Source organism: Bacillus pumilus (assembly GCF_003431975.1).
Classification (GTDB): Bacteria; Bacillota; Bacilli; order Bacillales; family Bacillaceae; genus Bacillus; species Bacillus pumilus_N.
This window is the reverse complement of sequence record NZ_CP027116.1, coordinates 37539-53800: the sequence shown is the minus strand read 5'-3', so window position 1 is coordinate 53800 and position 16262 is coordinate 37539. Positions and strand designations below refer to the sequence as shown.

At 40.5% G+C, this 16262-nt stretch carries 19 protein-coding genes and 1 rRNA gene; 1 reads left to right on the top strand and 19 read right to left on the bottom strand.

The genetic code is table 11. The features are described from left to right. Nucleotides 1-45 precede the first annotated feature (45 nt). The 5 genes from rsmA to metG form a co-directional block, all read right to left on the bottom strand. A complete protein-coding gene (rsmA, locus tag C5695_RS00280) occupies nucleotides 46-924 on the bottom strand; it encodes a 16S rRNA (adenine(1518)-N(6)/adenine(1519)-N(6))-dimethyltransferase RsmA (protein WP_117728169.1) in 879 nt (292 codons plus the stop codon). Beyond that, nucleotides 921-1478, bottom strand: coding sequence for a ribonuclease M5 (gene rnmV / locus C5695_RS00275; protein ID WP_117728167.1), 558 nt, complete (start codon nucleotides 1476-1478; stop codon nucleotides 921-923). The genes rsmA and rnmV overlap by 4 nt, the downstream gene beginning before the upstream one ends. 160 nt (nucleotides 1479-1638) lie before the next feature. Next, nucleotides 1639-2841, bottom strand: coding sequence for a G5 and 3D domain-containing protein (locus tag C5695_RS00270; RefSeq protein WP_117728165.1), 1203 nt, complete (start codon nucleotides 2839-2841; stop codon nucleotides 1639-1641). A 244-nt stretch (nucleotides 2842-3085) separates the two neighbouring features. Further along, nucleotides 3086-3853, bottom strand: a complete 768-nt coding sequence (locus C5695_RS00265; RefSeq protein WP_117728162.1) for a TatD family hydrolase — start codon at nucleotides 3851-3853, stop codon at nucleotides 3086-3088. An 83-nt stretch (nucleotides 3854-3936) separates the two neighbouring features. Then, nucleotides 3937-5937, bottom strand: coding sequence for a methionine--tRNA ligase (gene metG, locus C5695_RS00260; RefSeq protein ID WP_117728160.1), 2001 nt, complete (start codon nucleotides 5935-5937; stop codon nucleotides 3937-3939). 520 nt (nucleotides 5938-6457) lie between these two features. Between metG and C5695_RS00255 the strand changes: the two genes are divergently transcribed. Further along, nucleotides 6458-6748, top strand: a complete 291-nt coding sequence (locus C5695_RS00255; protein ID WP_087975202.1) for a transition state genes transcriptional regulator AbrB — start codon at nucleotides 6458-6460, stop codon at nucleotides 6746-6748. A gap of 44 nt (nucleotides 6749-6792) precedes the next feature. Here the strand turns inward: C5695_RS00255 and rsmI are convergent, their stop codons facing one another. The 14 genes from rsmI to rrf all read right to left on the bottom strand — a co-directional run bounded on the left by rsmI (nucleotide 6793) and on the right by rrf (nucleotide 16211). Further along, the gene (gene rsmI / locus C5695_RS00250) at nucleotides 6793-7671 is read right to left on the bottom strand and encodes a 16S rRNA (cytidine(1402)-2'-O)-methyltransferase (protein ID WP_117728158.1); all 879 of its coding nucleotides are present in this window, start codon (nucleotides 7669-7671) and stop codon (nucleotides 6793-6795) included. Continuing rightward, complete coding sequence (locus C5695_RS00245) at nucleotides 7649-7951, bottom strand: GIY-YIG nuclease family protein (RefSeq protein WP_117728156.1); 303 nt, start codon at nucleotides 7949-7951, stop codon at nucleotides 7649-7651. Before C5695_RS00245 ends, rsmI begins: the two co-directional genes overlap by 23 nt. After that, the gene (locus tag C5695_RS00240; RefSeq protein WP_117728154.1) at nucleotides 7938-8681 is read right to left on the bottom strand and encodes a tRNA1(Val) (adenine(37)-N6)-methyltransferase; all 744 of its coding nucleotides are present in this window, start codon (nucleotides 8679-8681) and stop codon (nucleotides 7938-7940) included. The genes C5695_RS00245 and C5695_RS00240 overlap by 14 nt, the downstream gene beginning before the upstream one ends. A 55-nt stretch (nucleotides 8682-8736) precedes the next feature. Further along, on the bottom strand, nucleotides 8737-9090 hold the full coding sequence (gene yabA, locus C5695_RS00235) for a DNA replication initiation control protein YabA (protein WP_117728152.1): 354 nt from the start codon (nucleotides 9088-9090) through the stop codon (nucleotides 8737-8739). Between the two features lie 14 nt (nucleotides 9091-9104). After that, nucleotides 9105-9932, bottom strand: coding sequence for a competence/sporulation regulator complex protein RicT (locus C5695_RS00230; protein WP_024425628.1), 828 nt, complete (start codon nucleotides 9930-9932; stop codon nucleotides 9105-9107). Nucleotides 9933-9934: 2 nt separating this feature from the next. Beyond that, nucleotides 9935-10924, bottom strand: a complete 990-nt coding sequence (gene holB / locus C5695_RS00225) for a DNA polymerase III subunit delta' (protein WP_117728150.1) — start codon at nucleotides 10922-10924, stop codon at nucleotides 9935-9937. A gap of 11 nt (nucleotides 10925-10935) precedes the next feature. Beyond that, nucleotides 10936-11376, bottom strand: a complete 441-nt coding sequence (locus C5695_RS00220) for a YaaR family protein (protein WP_117728147.1) — start codon at nucleotides 11374-11376, stop codon at nucleotides 10936-10938. A gap of 12 nt (nucleotides 11377-11388) precedes the next feature. Further along, the gene (locus C5695_RS00215; protein WP_117732951.1) at nucleotides 11389-11718 is read right to left on the bottom strand and encodes a cyclic-di-AMP receptor; all 330 of its coding nucleotides are present in this window, start codon (nucleotides 11716-11718) and stop codon (nucleotides 11389-11391) included. 79 nt (nucleotides 11719-11797) lie between these two features. Further along, entirely contained in the window at nucleotides 11798-12436 is a 639-nt protein-coding gene (tmk, locus tag C5695_RS00210; RefSeq protein ID WP_117728145.1) for a dTMP kinase, read from the bottom strand. Then, nucleotides 12433-13842 (bottom strand): aminotransferase class I/II-fold pyridoxal phosphate-dependent enzyme, encoded by a 1410-nt coding sequence (locus tag C5695_RS00205; RefSeq protein ID WP_117728144.1) that lies wholly within the window; start codon nucleotides 13840-13842, stop codon nucleotides 12433-12435. The genes tmk and C5695_RS00205 overlap by 4 nt, the downstream gene beginning before the upstream one ends. Nucleotides 13843-13919: 77 nt before the next feature. After that, complete coding sequence (locus C5695_RS00200) at nucleotides 13920-14972, bottom strand: toxic anion resistance protein (RefSeq protein WP_117728142.1); 1053 nt, start codon at nucleotides 14970-14972, stop codon at nucleotides 13920-13922. Between the two features lie 19 nt (nucleotides 14973-14991). Then, a complete protein-coding gene (locus C5695_RS00195) occupies nucleotides 14992-15606 on the bottom strand; it encodes a 5-bromo-4-chloroindolyl phosphate hydrolysis family protein (RefSeq protein ID WP_117728139.1) in 615 nt (204 codons plus the stop codon). 128 nt (nucleotides 15607-15734) lie between these two features. Beyond that, on the bottom strand, nucleotides 15735-15926 hold the full coding sequence (locus C5695_RS00190; RefSeq protein WP_117728137.1) for a sigma factor G inhibitor Gin: 192 nt from the start codon (nucleotides 15924-15926) through the stop codon (nucleotides 15735-15737). 169 nt (nucleotides 15927-16095) lie between these two features. Then, nucleotides 16096-16211: ribosomal RNA gene (rrf, locus tag C5695_RS00185) — 5S ribosomal RNA — on the bottom strand. Nucleotides 16212-16262 lie beyond the last annotated feature (51 nt).

Here is a 16262-nt window from a genome sequence, read left to right as displayed (position 1 = left end):
TATGCCCGAACGGATGAAGTGGTGAAAAACAAAAGAAAAAAGCCCTTAAAATAGGGCTTTTTGTAAAACGTTCGACAAACGGGCAAATTCCTCAATGGATAATGACTCTCCGCGGCGCTTGCCATCAATGTCTGCTGTTAGAAGGGCTTCTTCGATCATCGCTTTATGTTTTTTTCCATCAGGTAAATTGTTCATGAGATTATTCATCAATGTTTTTCGGCGCTGACCAAAGCTCGCACGGATCAATTGAAAGAAGAACGCATCATTTTCTACTGAGACAGCAGGCGTATCACGAACGGTTAATTTAATGACAGCCGAATCGACATTAGGCTGTGGAACAAAAACCGTTTTAGGCACAACCATCACCGTTTTCGCTTCCGTATAATATTGAACGGCGATCGACAGCGAATTATATTCCTTAGATGAAGGGACAGCCGCCATACGATCTGCTACTTCTTTTTGCAGCATGACGACAATCCCTTTCAATGGAAGGTTTTCTTCAAGCAATTTCATAATAATTGGTGTCGTCACGTAATATGGGAGGTTGGCTACGACCATCACTTCTTTACAGTCCGCAAAATTTTCCTCAATCACCTTCCCCACATCTGCCTTTAAAACATCTTGATGAATGATCGTGACATTATCATATGGAGAGAGTGTATCGTTTAAAATGGGCAATAAACGCTGATCGATTTCAAAAGCAGTGACTTTCTTTGCACGTTTAGCAAGCTGCTCGGTCAATGCACCGATTCCAGGCCCAATCTCAATCACACCAGTTTCTTCTGTAACCTCTGCATGATCAACAATACGATCGAGAATATTTGTATCAATTAAAAAGTTCTGCCCTAAGCTCTTTTTAAAAGAAAAACCGTACTTCTTCAATATTTCCTTCGTTCTGACGGGTGTCGCTATATCTTTATTCATTCGGCTTCCTCCTGCATGACGGTCTTTAAGGCCGCAATAAAATCATGTTTGGTTATTTGGAACATGTGAAGGCGCTTTTGCAGCTGCTTCGCATTGGTATATCCAATATTTAAAAGCACACCTAGTCGTTCACGGCGGCGTTTCGATGCTTCGCCTCCGATAAGGCCTGCGTCAAATAAATCATCTAAAGTAATGTCACTTTCCGTTTCTTCCATTTCCTCATGGACATGGGAAAGGCACTCCCGAATACTGTCCAAGGAAGCATGCTCGACGCCAATTCCTTTGTCCCGCTTCGCCTTCGCAAGATGTTTTGGTAAAAAAGCGTGCTTACAGCCAGGAACCGCTTCTGCGATGGTTTTACGAATCTTTTCACCAGGGAAATCAGGATCTGTTAAAATAATGACCCCTCTCGTCTCCTGAGCAAGGCGCACTTGTTGAATCACTGAATCGCCAATTGCTGATCCGTTTGTTTCGATCGTATCTGCATCAACTGCCAACTTCACTCTGGCAGTGTCATCACGACCTTCCACCACAATGATTTCTTTGATTTTCATGTATTCCTCCGCTTGCAAAAACAATCAACAATTTTTGGTTAAAAAATGAAACCTTTCATGTCGTTTTTGCGTCTAATTAATTAGAAAACAGTGGTTCTATTATAACCAAAAAAACAGAGGGTGCGCAAAGCCCTCTGTTCATATAAATGATTTGATGTGTTTATTTGAGCACTCTAATTTTCACTCGTTTATTTCCCCATTGATAAGCTGCCGACTTACTTGGGACGAACACATCAATTTTATTCCCTTTTATAGCAGATCCAGTGTCTGATGCAACGGCATATCCATAGCCCTCCACATACACTTTAGAGCCTAGCGGAATGACACTCGGATCAACTGCTATGACCTTTGCACCCGGATTTGCTTTTAAATTAAAGCCTGTAGACGTTCTGCCCGTACATCCAGCACAGCTCGCTGTATAGGCTGTCGACGCCACATAAAATTCTTTTCCTGACGATTCATTGCTTCTTGAAACGGCAGGTGTCGCTTTCGGCTCTTTTTTGGACACTTGTGTACCAATGGCCACTAAACGATCCTTGCTATCTTTTTCAGTCACTTCTTTAATCAATTCTTTAGACACCACTTTGCCGTTTTCTTTCACAATGGCATAGTGCTTCTTCAATTTACCTTCTTCACCTTTTTTAAGCACCTTCTCTTTTCCTTTTTCAAGAGAACGATCCTTTTTATGTTTGGTATCAAAAGCAATTTTCTCTTCCACTACATCGGTGACCTTTTCCACCCGAGTGATCTGAATATCTGCGCCTTTTTTAGACAGTTGACTATGTAACGCAGGCTTGATCTTATCGTGCTTCTTGAGCTTCAGCTCTTGTTGCTTTAAAAAGTCAGCGACCGTAGTCGAAGTGGTCCACACTTTTTTATCTTTTCCTCCATCATTTAAACTGACCTGGAAGGCCTGCTGAACCACAAGATTCATATCCTTTTTAATCTTGTCATTCTTTCCTGGAGTTACTTGATCGTGCTTCCCAATATCTATCTTCTCATTCTTCAATAATGCTCCAACCGTCTGATCTGTTGTCCATATCGTTTTCTCTTTCCCATCTAGGGTCAGATGAACCGGTATAGCCGCATCATACACAATGTTCATGTTGTCTTTAATCTTTGTATTTAGACTTGGAGAGATATGATCCTCCGCCCTGGTCTTGATTCCAAGGTTTGAAAGTAGCTGTGCTACTGTCTCTTCATGTGTACGAATTGTCTTCTCTTTACCATTGATTGAAATGGTAATAGACTGCTTAGTGAGCTCATGCGCACCGTAAGCCGTCCCAGTTCCAGCTAAAAGCAAGCAAACCACTAGTAATAAAACCTTGCCTTTTCCTAGCTTAACAGAAAACAGATTTTTCATTTTTTGTACGATGAAAAACGCCTCCTTCTCCTCGGAGAGATTATATAGAGTATCTCAAAACCTGTCAACCCTTCCACCCACTGTACAAAAATGCTCGATTGTAAACCTATTATGGGAGATAAATGGAAGGAAGGGAAGAAAGACTTATCGACAACTTATCCTATGAGAAGGCGCAAACGTGTAGAACATTTTCGTTATGTTTCACAATTGGACAAGCTTAAACAAGGATTGACATCATATACTGTCAGTTTATACCGAAAACTTTTTTCGCATTTTTGGTGGTCAATTCAGCAAGCTCTTCAAAGCTTATTCCTCGCAACTCCGCAATCTGTTCTGCGATATATTTGACATAACTTGGCTCGTTGCGTTTCCCTCTAAATGGCGCTGGCGTTAAGTATGGACAGTCTGTTTCAATTAAAAGCCGATCACTTGGTATGTCTTTTACAACTTCCTTCGGTTTTTTGGCATTTTTAAATGTTACGGGTCCACCGAATGAAATATAAAAGTTCATCTGCATACACGCTTTTGCGATTTCAAGGCTACCAGTAAAGCAGTGCATAATTCCTCCAACATCAGCTGCTCCCTCTTCCTGTAAGATGGTCACAACATCCTCCGTTGCGTCACGATTATGAATAATGATTGGAAGATTCACTTCCTTTGCAAGAGCAATTTGACGTCTAAAGACTTCCTTTTGCACATCTTTTGGCGACTTATCCCAGTAGTAATCCAGACCCATTTCTCCGATCGCAACTACTTTTTCATGTTGTGATAATTCTTTGATCCATAGCAAATCCTCATCTGTCATATCAATGGCATCGACTGGATGCCAGCCAATGGCTGCATATATGAAATCATACTCTTCAATTAATTCCATTGCTCTCGTAATTGTCGGGCGGTCAAAACCTACCACCACAATTTTTTCGACTTTTTCACTCTTTGCTCTTTCGATTACCTGCTCTAAGTCTTCTTTATATTGCTCCGCATTTAAGTGGGCATGAGTATCAAATAACATCATTGATTGCTCCTTTCGACAATTCTTTTATAAAAAACAAAAGGTGTTCGACGAAATGTTACACGTGGAACACCTTTGTTGAATTATAAAATTTTTGTTCCATTTGCAAGAGATTGATCTACTTCAAGAACCTGCAATTTCCCGCCAGTTTCTCCTGTCAAAATCATTCCCTGGGAAATTTCCCCTCTAAGCTTGACTGGTGTGAGATTCGCTACGCAAACGAGCTTTTTCCCTACTAATTCCTCAGGTTGATAATGCTTGGCAATCCCTGAAACAATTTGTCTTTTTTCAAAACCAAAATCAAGCTGAAGTTTTAAGAGACGATCTGCTTTTTTCACTGGAGCTGCTTCCAATACCTGTGCTACTCGAAGATCAACTTTTGAAAAATCATCAAATGCAATTTCTGCTCCCAGCTCAGGTAATTCCGTTTCTTCTATTTCTACTTTCTCTTCTTCTACCTTTGGTGCACTTCCCTGCATTTTCTCTTTAATATAAGCTACTTCTTCTTCAACCTCTAAACGCGGGAACAAAGGCTCTCCTTTTTGTACCGTCGTTTGTTGAATCGCACCGAAAGATAGGATACTATCCCAGCTTTTGAGCTTCTCTTCAGCAATGCCAAGCTGGAAGAAAATTTTCTCCGGTGTTTTCGTTAGGAAAGGCGTTAAGAGCACTGCTGTGATGCGCAGTGATTCTGCTAAATGATACATGACAGAATGCAGCTCTTTTCGTTTCGTTTCATCCTTTGCCAGCACCCATGGAGCTGTCTGATCAATATATTTATTGGTTCTGCTGATTAATGTCCAAACATTTGAAAGAGCCACCGAGAATTCAAGGTTTTCCATCGCTTCTTCATAGGCTTTGACAGTTTGTTCAGCTACCGCTTTAAGCTCCTCATCAAACTCATTAACAGGCCCCTTATAGCTGCTTAATGTACCGTCAAAATATTTTTGCACCATCGCGACTGTACGGTTAAGTAAGTTACCTAAATCATTGGCAAGGTCATAGTTTACACGTTCCACGAATCCTTCTGGTGTAAACACACCATCCGCACCAAATGGTACTTCACGAAGGAGATAATAACGAAGGGCATCAAGGCCATAGCGGTCAATTAATGTGACCGGATCTACCACGTTTCCTTTTGATTTAGACATCTTGCCATCTTTCATCAGCAGCCAGCCGTGTGCAAAAATTTGCTTCGGCAGAGGCAGATCAAGTGCCATCAGCATAATTGGCCAATAAATCGTATGGAAACGAACGATTTCTTTCCCTACGAGATGCACGTTAGCTGGCCAATATTTTTTGTATTTTTCATCCTGATCAGTTCCGTAGCCAATCGCAGTTAAATAGTTGAATAATGCATCAATCCACACATAGATAACGTGTTTTGGATTGTTAGGAACTTTAATTCCCCAGTCAAAGGTTGTTCTTGATACAGCCAAATCCTCTAAACCCGGTTTAATGAAGTTATTGATCATTTCATTTTTTCTTGATTCAGGCTGGATGAACGTTGGATTCTTTTCGTAATAGTCTAGTAAACGATCCGCATACTTACTCATACGGAAGAAATATGATTCCTCTTTAATTAATTCAACAGGATGTCCGCTGTCAGGGCTTTTTCCGCCAGTGACTTCTCCTTTTTCATTCCGCTCAACATCCACAAGCTGTGTTTCTGTATAGAATGTCTCATCCGGAATACTGTACCAGCCTTCATATTGATCTAAATAAATATCGCCTTGATCAAGCAGTTTTTGAAAGACTTGCTCAATGATTTTCGTATGTCTTTTTTCTGTTGTACGGATGAAATCATCATTCGTAATGTCGAGTTTCTTCCATAATGATTGAATGTCTGCTACGACCGGATCTAGATACTCGATTGGTGTAATGTTTTGTTCTTCAGCTTTTTGCTGAATTTTTTGTCCGTGCTCATCTGTACCCGTTAAATACATCACATCATAGCCTTGAAGACGTTTATAACGAGCCATAGCATCCCCTGCTACTGTCGTATAAGCATGTCCAATATGTAATTTTCCGCTCGGATAGTAAATAGGTGTAGTCAGATAAAACGTTTTTTTCTTTTCTGGCATGTCGGAACCTCCTGCGTGTGTGTAAATGTCAAAAACTCCCGCCCAATGGACGAGAGCGGTTATCATCATTACATGAAAATGTGTTAGATCAATTCATTAAATTTTGCACTTGTGCTTTCTCTATGATACCATCTTAGCCTTTAAGATCAAGCATATATACATAGAAGAAGATGAAATGATCGAAAAAGATGAGTTTTTCGAAAAAAACGACAAACCCGTCGACATTTTGTCGAATATTGTCGTATGAAATCTATTTCCAAATTTACAATTGGCTAATTTAGGGCAAAAGTCTTGTTAATCTGAAGTCGTCATTTCTCATATTTTCATAGAAAAAGCTATGAAAATCCTTATACACCAGTAGTTTTAAGGTCTTTTGACTTTAAGAGTCATATTTTACAAACAATAGTAAACAAAATGATTGACGATTTATGGAAACCTTGTTATGCTAGGAATGTAAGGAATTTGTCGAATAATGACGAAGATAATATTATATTAAGAATAAGAACTTTTTGGGAGGAGAATGAAGATGAAATCTACAGGTATTGTACGTAAAGTTGACGAATTAGGACGCGTGGTGATTCCAATCGAACTTCGCCGTACTCTAGGAATCGCTGAAAAAGACGCTTTGGAAATTTATGTTGATGATGAAAAAATTATCCTAAAAAAATATAAACCAAACATGACTTGCCAAGTTACAGGTGAAGTATCAGACGATAACCTTAAACTTGCTAATGGTAAATTAGTTCTTAGCCGTGAAGGTGCAGAGCAAATCATTAACGAAATCCAAAACCAACTTCAATCACAAAAATAAGTTGATATAAAAAAGGTTCTTGCACCGTTTGCAAGAACCTTTCTTTATTGTTCAATATGGTACGCATCATATATGGTGCGCTTTGGTACACCACGTTCGACTGCTGTACGTTTAATGGCTTCCTTTGACGTTAATCCTTCCTCTATGTAATGGATCACGTGTTCTTTTTCAGATAAGGACTTCCACCAAGCTTCTTCATTTAACTCTTCTTCCTCTTGATCATTTCCTTGTACGACAAGACAGAATTCACCACGAATTTGGTTTTCTGCCGACCATGTCAGCACATATTCTAAATCTCCACGAATAAACTCTTCAAATTTTTTCGTCAGCTCTCTTGTAATGGCGATATTCCGGTTGCCCCACACTTCCTTCATCAAAGTCAGCGTTTCTTTTAACCGATGAGGTGCTTCATAGAAAATGATTGTTTCTTGCCGCTTTTTCAACGCTTCGAGTTGTTTTTTCTTTTCTTTTTTTTGCCGGTCAAGAAAACCATAAAAGAAAAATGGCTGAGGTGTAATGCCAGATGCAATGAGGGCTGTTAGTGCAGCATTCGCTCCGGGTAACGGAATGACATAGCCGCCGATGCTAGTAAAGTCTCGAACCACTTCAGCACCTGGATCTGAGATCGTAGGTAAACCGGCATCACTCACAAGTGCGATGTTTTTGCCTTCTTTTAACCATTCAATTAACTTGTGGCCGCTGCTGTCTTTGTTATGCTCGTGATAACTCGTTAACGGCGTATCAATTTCATAGACATGACAAAGTTTTTTCGTTTGCCTTGTATCTTCTGCGGCAATATAGTCTACATCTTTTAATGTTTGGATTGCCCGGAACGTCATATCTTCTAAGTTGCCAATTGGGGTTGGGACGAGATAAAGAACCCCCATGTCTGATTGACCATCAAAGCTTTTCTGTGTTTTCATGTGCCGCCTCCTTTTTTTCTTCCATTCGCATTGCTTCTATATAAAGGTCTTTCTTTTTTCGTGTCCATGTTTTGAAACGATATTCTTGCTGCATGGCTTCCGTTTTAGTTGAAAAACATTCATGATAATACAGCTCAACCGGCCGTCTCGCTCTCGTATACTTTGCGCCTTTTCCATTATTATGGGTCGACAGTCTTTTTTGTAAATCATTAGTATAACCTGCATACAAGCTGCCATCTGCACATTTCAATACATAGAAGTAATGATTATGCTTCTCCATACAGTATCGTCCTGATTTCTTTTGTATACTCTTGATCATCTCCATAAACAAAAAGCGGCGGGAGAATTTTCAGATCTGGTTTTCCATCTTTTATACCTTCAACTAGGATGGTATTGGCTTCTTTCCCCTGTTTCGGATAAACAAATTGAATTCGTTTTGGCTCAATTCGGTATTTCTTCATCAATTCAACAATCTCAAGCAGCCGTCCCGGTCGATGAACCATCGCTAGTTTTCCTCCTTGCTTCAGCAGCGTGGAAGAGACACGAATGACATCTTCTAATGTACAATGGATTTCATGCCGAGCGATCGCCAAATATTCATTTTCATTGATTTCTTCTTTAGAAGGCGTCTTAAAATATGGCGGATTACATGTGATAACATCTACTTTGTGGTTGCCATAGCGTGCCGGCATTTCATTTAAATCACCATGAATCAATTCAATCTGCTGTTCAAGTTGATTATACGCCACACTTCTTTTTGCCATATCAAACAGCCGCTCTTGAATTTCGACTCCTGTAATAGAAGCCTTAGATCGAGTCGAAAGAAGCAAGGGCACGATGCCATTTCCCGTACAAAGATCAATGATCTCTCCTTTTTGGATGGGCACATACGCAAATTTTGCTAATAACACAGCATCCAATGAAAAAGCGAACACCGTTTTACTTTGAATAATCTTCATATCTTCGGCCAGCAAGTAATCTAAACGTTCATCTTCTCTTAACGAAACCATGATGTATCCTTTCTTTTCCTGTGAAAAAGGCTTCCGATTCAGCGGAAGCCTTTTCTCATTTTTTATTTAAAAATGACAGACAGAACAAACAGTCTCCCTCTTTACGAATGCTTCCATAATGTACATTACAAATATGGAAGCCCTCCTGATATAACCGAGCCAGGTTATCATGACCTTCTCCTATATCAGAATGACTTAGCTTCTGAGCAGAATCATTCTCTGCTTCAGACGATTTGTCCCGATCAGACTGATCGAGACGTTCACGCAAGTGCTGATTCTCCATCTGCAGCTGATGATTTTCTTCAATCACTTCACCGATATGATTTTTCAAATCACCTAACTGGCGATAAAGAGAACCGATTTGTTCTTCTAAATTGATCACCGTATCAAATAGTTCCTTTTTATCCAAGGTGGCACACCTCGTTACTCAGTTGTTTGTGCAGATACAACGCCTTCTTGTAATAATTCTTCCCAAGTATATTCTATCACTTTTTCTTGCCCGGTTAATTCAACTTGCAAAATTCGTTCTAAAATGTTGAGCCCTACTACCTTTGCAGAGCCATTAGACGTCTGAATTGTTTCACCGATATCGGGTAATTGCTCTTTTGCCGTTTCATACTCATCATTCTCATATTTCAGGCAGCACATCAAACGGCCACAAAGCCCTGAAATTTTTGTAGGATTTAGCGACAAGTTTTGATCTTTTGCCATCTTAATGGACACTGGTTCAAAGTCTCCTAAAAATGTCGAACAGCAAAGCATTCGCCCGCAAGGACCTATACCGCCCAACATTTTTGCCTCGTCTCTTACACCAATCTGACGAAGTTCAATTCTCGTCTTGAAGATTGATGCAAGATCCTTGACTAGCTCGCGGAAATCTACTCTTCCATCTGCTGTGAAGTAGAAGATGACCTTGTTGCGGTCAAATGTAAATTCAACATCGACCAGCTTCATTTCTAGACCGTGTTCACTTACCTTCTGAAGACATGTATCAAAGGCTGTCATCGCTGCTTCTTTGTTTTCCTCAACGATGAGACGGTCTCGTTCGTCTGCTACACGAATGACCTTACGCAGAGGAAGAACCACATCGTGTTCATCTACCTTTTTATTGGCGATGACCACCTGTCCGTACTCCACCCCTCTGACTGTCTCTACAATCACACAACTATCATTTTCTATATGAAATCCATTAGGATCGAAATAATAGATTTTGCCCGCTTTTTTAAAGCGAACACCAATTACGTTGTACAAGCTTATCCCTCCTGCAACATCAACACCAATTGCTCCATCAGCCCTTGGGCATTCACGTTGGATTGAAGTCTCTTTTTCGCTTCTAATACAGCAAGGATCTGGTTCGTCACCATCTGCTGTGTGGAATGCAGCGCATGCTGCTTCATTGTCTGGAATAAGTCTTGATAAATGACTTTATCTTCATTTCCTATTTGAATCGACAATACATCACGATATATAAATAAAAGCATATCCAGACCTGTTTCTTGAAGGTCTTTCTCTTTGAAAAAAGGCATCCATTGATCTTGTATATAAAAAAATGCATGTTCTTTTCGCTGGTGTAAGACTTCATACAATTTTATCACTTTCGCTCTAGACTCTGCAAACTGATCATTTCGACTTAATTCGAGTGCTTCTGCTAAATTATTCGTTAAATTCGACAAAAGCCTGGCCAGATGCTGAGATACGCCCTCTTGTAATAGCTGTTGCTCCAAGGATTGTGGCTGCAGCGGCTGAAAGCTAAGCATCTGACATCTTGAAATAATTGTATCCAGCATTTTATGCGATTGCTCAGTGATTAAAATTGCCATCGTTTCCCGGTTAGGCTCCTCTAGGAACTTCAATAAACTGTTCGCGGCATTGACTGTCATTTTGTCCGCATGAAGAATGATATACATTTTTCGGTGAGATTCCACACCGGCCTTTGTAAACTCCTCCTGCAATGCCTGCACTTGTGCTTTCTTAATTGATTGACCATCAGGTTGCACGAGATGTAAGTCAGGATGGTTTCCTGATTCAATCCTTTTGCAGTTTTGACAGGATTCACATGGTTTCACTCCTGCTTCCAAGCAAAAAAAGCTCTTCGCCAAAAGCATCGCAGCATCCAGCTTTCCTGTTCCCTTTTTTCCTTCAAATAAGTAGGCATGCGCAAGTCGGTCTTTATCAATACTATTAAAAATCAGCCGCATGACGCGCGGCTGCAAATCATTCATGTCATCCCAGCTAATAGCCATGTTATCACTCTCTATGTGTAAAGGTTAATCAATAAACCTTTTATTTCTCCAATTCGTTCGAGCAAATCAAGAGATGGTTTCTCTTGATTCATCATATCCTCTGTTAATTCAACCAGCTTTTCATCTATTGCTTTGACTAAAGCGAGTGTACGCGTGTTGCCATAAATGTCAAAGCTTCTTGATGTTTCTATATTTAATCCATTATCGACTGTCTCTTTCACAAAGCGCTTCACCAGTCCTTTAAACCTGGCCAAGTCCTTTAGGTTTCGTGACTTTGTCAGCTTTTTACCGAACACTTCGATATCACTCAGCATAACCGTGAGCTGCTCTAAGCGCATTTTGCCGCTTTGCGTTTCCATCGAAGCTTTAAAAGACCCAGATGTTTGGCTTCCTTTAATGGCTTGAAGTTCACGTTTTTCTAAAAGCAGCCGCATATCTTGATTAATTTTCACAGCAACCCATCCTTAAAATTGATGAAATTGTTCAACTGGCAGAATAAAGACAGTAGCTCCACCAACTTCAACCTCAACAGGGTATGGTACGTATGAATCTGCATTACCACCCATTGGAGATACAGGTGCAATCATTTGATCACGTTTACGGCAATTTTCTTTTATAAGCTGTAATGCTTTATCCACTCGGGCATCATCACAACCAATGATAAAAGTCGTATTCCCAGACTTTAAAAACCCACCAGTTGAAGCTAATTTTGTTACGCCGAAATGATGTTCAGTCAATATTTTTAACAACTTGCTACTATCTTGGTCCTGTACAACGGCAACAATTAATTTCATTTGATTGGCCTCCTTTGTTTTAGGCACAGGTGACATGCCGATGTCTTCCTCTATATTATAACAACGATTGGGAATGAGGTCATATTTGATTTTTCTTTAATGTGTCCTGAATCAATTGAAGTACTTCTTCATAGACGTCCTGCATCGGCTGAGACGCATCCACTATACGAAATCGTTCTGGTGATTGTGCAATAAGCAGTTCATAGCCCTCTCTGACCAGCTGGTGGAAATTCAGCGTCTCCATGTCTAATCGATTCTTTTCCCTTCCTTGATTGGCGTCAATCCGCTTTAGCCCTTCCTCAGGTGTAATGGAAAAGTAAACAGTCATTTGCGGCATCGTGCCATTAATAGCAAAGTCGTTAATTGATTTTACTTCTTCCATTCCAAGCCCTCTCGCATAGCCTTGATAAGCAAGGGAGCTATCGACAAAACGATCACATAAAACAATCTTCCCGCGCTGCAATGCCGGTTCTACCTTTTCAGCAAGATGCTGCCTTCTTGCTGCAGCATACAGCAATGCCTCTGTTTTCGCATCCATCTTTGTGTTCTTTTCATTTAAAATGACTTCACGAATCTGTTCAGCAATCTCAATGCCGCCCGGCTCTCGTGTCGCCATGACTGCATATCCTTGGCGTTCCATTTCTTCGTACACTTTTTGAATCACTGTCGTTTTTCCGGCACCCTCTGGCCCTTCAAACGTAATAAACATACCACTCATAGTGTCTCCTCTTCTATATAAACATATAATTTTCTCTGATGAATCACCTGACTTGCTTGCACATGAACCTTGTGACCAAGCAAACGGCTTAACGCCTCAATTTGTTCTAATTCAATACGTTCTCCCTTAATCATCAAAGGAATCCCAGGTGGATAGGGAATAATCGATTCCGCACTCAACCTACCTGCTGCTTGTTCAAACGGGACAGCTTCTATGTCTTGATTTTTCTCATCAGTCTCAATAGGGATCATCTCATTTTGAAACTGATTTTTTCCTTTGAGCAATGAATCACTTTGCTGAAGGGCCTGCTCGATCCGCTTGAAAGGAACGTTCTTCCCCTGTTCTAAGCTAAGTACAAGTAAAACCTGATGTTCGTCCGCAAGCTCTGGATGAACATCCACTGATTCAAGCACCTGCTTTAGTTCGTAACCAGTCAGTCCTTTTGTTGATCGAATGACGCATTTTAAAGGGTCGGAATGTAGCGAGTCAGGTTCAAACACTTCAAGATGAGTCAGGCAGTTGAACTGATCTTTCACCTCTGTCAGCTCTTCCATGATTCCACGTAATGTCCCTTTTTCCTTCATCTCCTCGACATAAGCTCTTGCTACATCTAATGAGGCCATAATTGGATAAGACGGTGAGCTACTTTGAAGCATTGTGAGCAATGTTTTCAAACGCTTCGCATCGATTCGATCCCCTTGAAGATGAAGATAGGAACCCATCGTCATGGCCGGGAGAGTTTTATGTGCTGATTGTACCACCACGTCCGCTCCATAGGAAAGAGCAGATGGAGGAAAGGCACCGCCTAATACAAAATGCGCACCATGTGCCTCATCAACCAAAACAATCATACCTGCTTCATGGCACATGTGAATCAGCTTCGATAAATCAGCTGCATGTCCGTAGTAATTCGGATAAGTCAAAACGATTGCCCGACAATTAGGATGTCTTGCTATGGCTTTTTTGACTGTTTCATCCGTCACATGTGTTGGAACGTGCAAATGTTTGTCTATTTCTGCTTCTATCAAAATAGGCGTTGCTCCTGCAAGCTCAATCGCATGAAAGACAGACTTATGGCAATTTCTTTGGACTAAAATCTCATCTCCCGTGCGGCATGATGCCATCACCATCGCCAGATTTCCGACTGTTGTACCATTCACAAGGAAAAAGCTTTGATCTGAACCATAAAGCTTTGCCAATAAATCCTCTGCCTCTTGAATCACACCAGTCGGGTGATGGAGATCATCTAGACCTTCAAGCTCCGTCACGTCCAGCTGAAGGATTGAAGCATAGTAAGAACGTGCCTCATCAAAAAAGACATCTCCATTGTGATGTCCTGGAACGTGAAAAGAATAAGGTTTCTTTTCTGCATGCTGTACTAATGCTGTATATAAAGGTGTTCTCAAACAAATCGACCCTTTTCACTTTAACGATATCTTAAGTCTATTATAACGTTCAAACAAGTGAACTGAAAGATGGATTCTCATTCCTTTATTGGTTGATTTGCCAGCTGCTGCTCTGCTTCATACATACTGCTTTTCAATTGAGCCCGCTCTTGGCTTCCATGCTCCTTCACCTGTAACGTTTCCTGTAATGTTTCAGCTAATTGACGTTGAACCATTTTTAACTTATCTATAGGGGCTAAAGATGCCTCTTCAAGAATCTGCCCCTGCTGCTTCGATACATTTTCATATGTTTTTTGGATTCGTTTCTCAAGAGCTGAATTGGCTCGCTGCTGAATATGCGTTAACGCAATCGACATTTGGTTGATCCATAGAGGAATAGATGCGGAAACAGTTGATTGAATGTGATTCGCCAATGTATGATTCGTATGCTGGATCATCCGAATTTGAGCATTACATTGCAAAGCAATTTGCCGGCTTAACAAAAGATCATACTTTCGTTCCTTAAGCCTCTCCACATACTCATCTTCATTGACCTCTTGACTCATCAATTGCTCTTCTATCGTCTGATGACCAGAATGCTGCGTTTCTTTCTGCTCTAAAGTGGTCATCTTCGCTTCAACCGCCGCAACCTGCATCGTCATCTCTTGAAAATAAGTTTGATTTTCTTCAAATAAACGCTCTAATAACATATGATCCGAGATTAATACACCTCTTGCATAACGAAGCCTTGCTGACAATCTCTCGATCTGTGATTTTGCATGTTGAAAACGTGATAGGATCTCCTGAGTAGATCGCTTATTTCGTTGAAACAATTTCAAAAAAAAGCCCTGCTTCTTTGGCAGTAAATCCTCAGGCTCCACGACATCCAGCTGCTGCAAAAAGGCTTCAAGCACATCTCCTATTTGATCGATATCTTTCTTCTCAACATATTTCATCATCTGTTGTGACTGTTCCAATAATCGTTCCTGCACACGTGTACCATAGAAAAGAAGTTTTTGCGGATTGTCAGGAATCTGCTTAGCACGCTGCACGGCTTTTTGTTTCTCCTCATCAGATAAGGTATCAAACACCCGAAACTGAAGATCTGTAGTGGAGGCAGTTGATGGTATGACGTGATCTTCTGGTTTCATCGAGTGTGACTCCTTTCATCTATTTCTTCATCATTTTATCTGCTACTTCAAGCTCAATATGAAGGGCTTCTATGTCTCTTCCTAGAACTTGCTGCAAATCATTCGTCAATTGCTTTTGCAGCTCTGTCAATGTCACCCGGGTTTGGCTTAATGTCATCTCCAGCTCATGACTACGATTAGGCTGATTATACAAAAGTGCATATTTCTCAGTTAATTCAACGACAGAATCTAAGCTTTCGAAATAAAAACGCTGTGCATCATAAAATCGGTTTGGCTCTTTTTTTGTTATCGTATAGATTCGTCGTGCAAGCCGAAGAACTTCATAATTAGATTTAATCGTTTGTACGTTTTTCACAGCAAATAAAGCTTTCTTTAAACGCACAAGTTTTTGCCCTGCTTCTTTTAGATGCTGTTTGATATATACATAATCACTACGAGACAGTCCGTGTTTCTTTAAAAACAATTGAAAAGTAACCCATCTGCTCCCTGCAAACATCACACCCCACCCAATCATCGCGTACAGTATCGATAATCCAGCATGATGATGAAAAACCCCAATACTGACGGTTAAAATCACAAGCGAGAAAAAAGTAGAGAGGATGGCCCATATAAATGTATAAAAGATTGATTTCATGTTTATCGACTCCTATGAATAATCAGGCTCTCTGTTTATCTTATTATGAATTACGGGTGATGTCCAAACTAAGTTCCCAAAAACTAGCCCAATCCTTCATAGCTCATAAAAAAAGACCATCTAATGGTCTAAGAATACAAAGGCGGTGTATGAAGATTTTTAAGTTTTCTCACATAATCGGCATAGCTAGGATCCGAGGTCGATGTAGAAATTAACTTTCGCTCACAGTCTCTGCACAAAAACTGATGATATAAATAAATTCCTTTTGTCTTTTTCTCTTCACAAATCAAACAAGTCGCTTCTCGCTCTTTTTTGCTCATTGTGACACCTCCACTTATAGCTTCAGTATGCCCTAACGCTTTCAATTGTATACAAAATTAAGAATGTTTTAGATGGTAGTTTAGTATATGTATCCATGTCAGATCGAGTGTTTGTTCCTTTTTAAAAAACAAAAAAGACCAGTTCCGTATGGAACTGATCCTTCGAAAAGCTTGGCGGCGTCCTACTCTCACAGGGGGAGACCCCCAACTACCATCGGCGCTGAAGAGCTTAACTTCCGTGTTCGGTATGGGAACGGGTGTGACCTCTTCGCTATCGCCACCAAACCTGATGGAGAGAATGTTCTCTCAAAACTAGATAACAATGTTCATGCTTCA

What these genes read in the sequence shown, in the direction of transcription:
- rsmA (WP_117728169.1), bottom strand. Translation starts at nt 924, where the DNA reads ATGAATAAAGATATAGCGACACCCGTCAGAACGAAGGAAATATTGAAG.
- rnmV (WP_117728167.1), bottom strand. Translation starts at nt 1,478, where the DNA reads ATGAAAATCAAAGAAATCATTGTGGTGGAAGGTCGTGATGACACTGCC.
- C5695_RS00270 (WP_117728165.1), bottom strand. Translation starts at nt 2,841, where the DNA reads ATGAAAAATCTGTTTTCTGTTAAGCTAGGAAAAGGCAAGGTTTTATTA.
- C5695_RS00265 (WP_117728162.1), bottom strand. Translation starts at nt 3,853, where the DNA reads ATGTTATTTGATACTCATGCCCACTTAAATGCGGAGCAATATAAAGAA.
- metG (WP_117728160.1), bottom strand. Translation starts at nt 5,937, where the DNA reads ATGCCAGAAAAGAAAAAAACGTTTTATCTGACTACACCTATTTACTAT.
- C5695_RS00255 (WP_087975202.1), top strand. Translation starts at nt 6,458, where the DNA reads ATGAAGATGAAATCTACAGGTATTGTACGTAAAGTTGACGAATTAGGA.
- rsmI (WP_117728158.1), bottom strand. Translation starts at nt 7,671, where the DNA reads ATGAAAACACAGAAAAGCTTTGATGGTCAATCAGACATGGGGGTTCTT.
- C5695_RS00245 (WP_117728156.1), bottom strand. Translation starts at nt 7,951, where the DNA reads ATGGAGAAGCATAATCATTACTTCTATGTATTGAAATGTGCAGATGGC.
- C5695_RS00240 (WP_117728154.1), bottom strand. Translation starts at nt 8,681, where the DNA reads ATGGTTTCGTTAAGAGAAGATGAACGTTTAGATTACTTGCTGGCCGAA.
- holB (WP_117728150.1), bottom strand. Translation starts at nt 10,924, where the DNA reads ATGGCTATTAGCTGGGATGACATGAATGATTTGCAGCCGCGCGTCATG.
- C5695_RS00215 (WP_117732951.1), bottom strand. Translation starts at nt 11,718, where the DNA reads ATGAAATTAATTGTTGCCGTTGTACAGGACCAAGATAGTAGCAAGTTG.
- tmk (WP_117728145.1), bottom strand. Translation starts at nt 12,436, where the DNA reads ATGAGTGGTATGTTTATTACGTTTGAAGGGCCAGAGGGTGCCGGAAAA.
- C5695_RS00200 (WP_117728142.1), bottom strand. Translation starts at nt 14,972, where the DNA reads ATGAAACCAGAAGATCACGTCATACCATCAACTGCCTCCACTACAGAT.
- C5695_RS00195 (WP_117728139.1), bottom strand. Translation starts at nt 15,606, where the DNA reads ATGAAATCAATCTTTTATACATTTATATGGGCCATCCTCTCTACTTTT.
- C5695_RS00190 (WP_117728137.1), bottom strand. Translation starts at nt 15,926, where the DNA reads ATGAGCAAAAAAGAGCGAGAAGCGACTTGTTTGATTTGTGAAGAGAAA.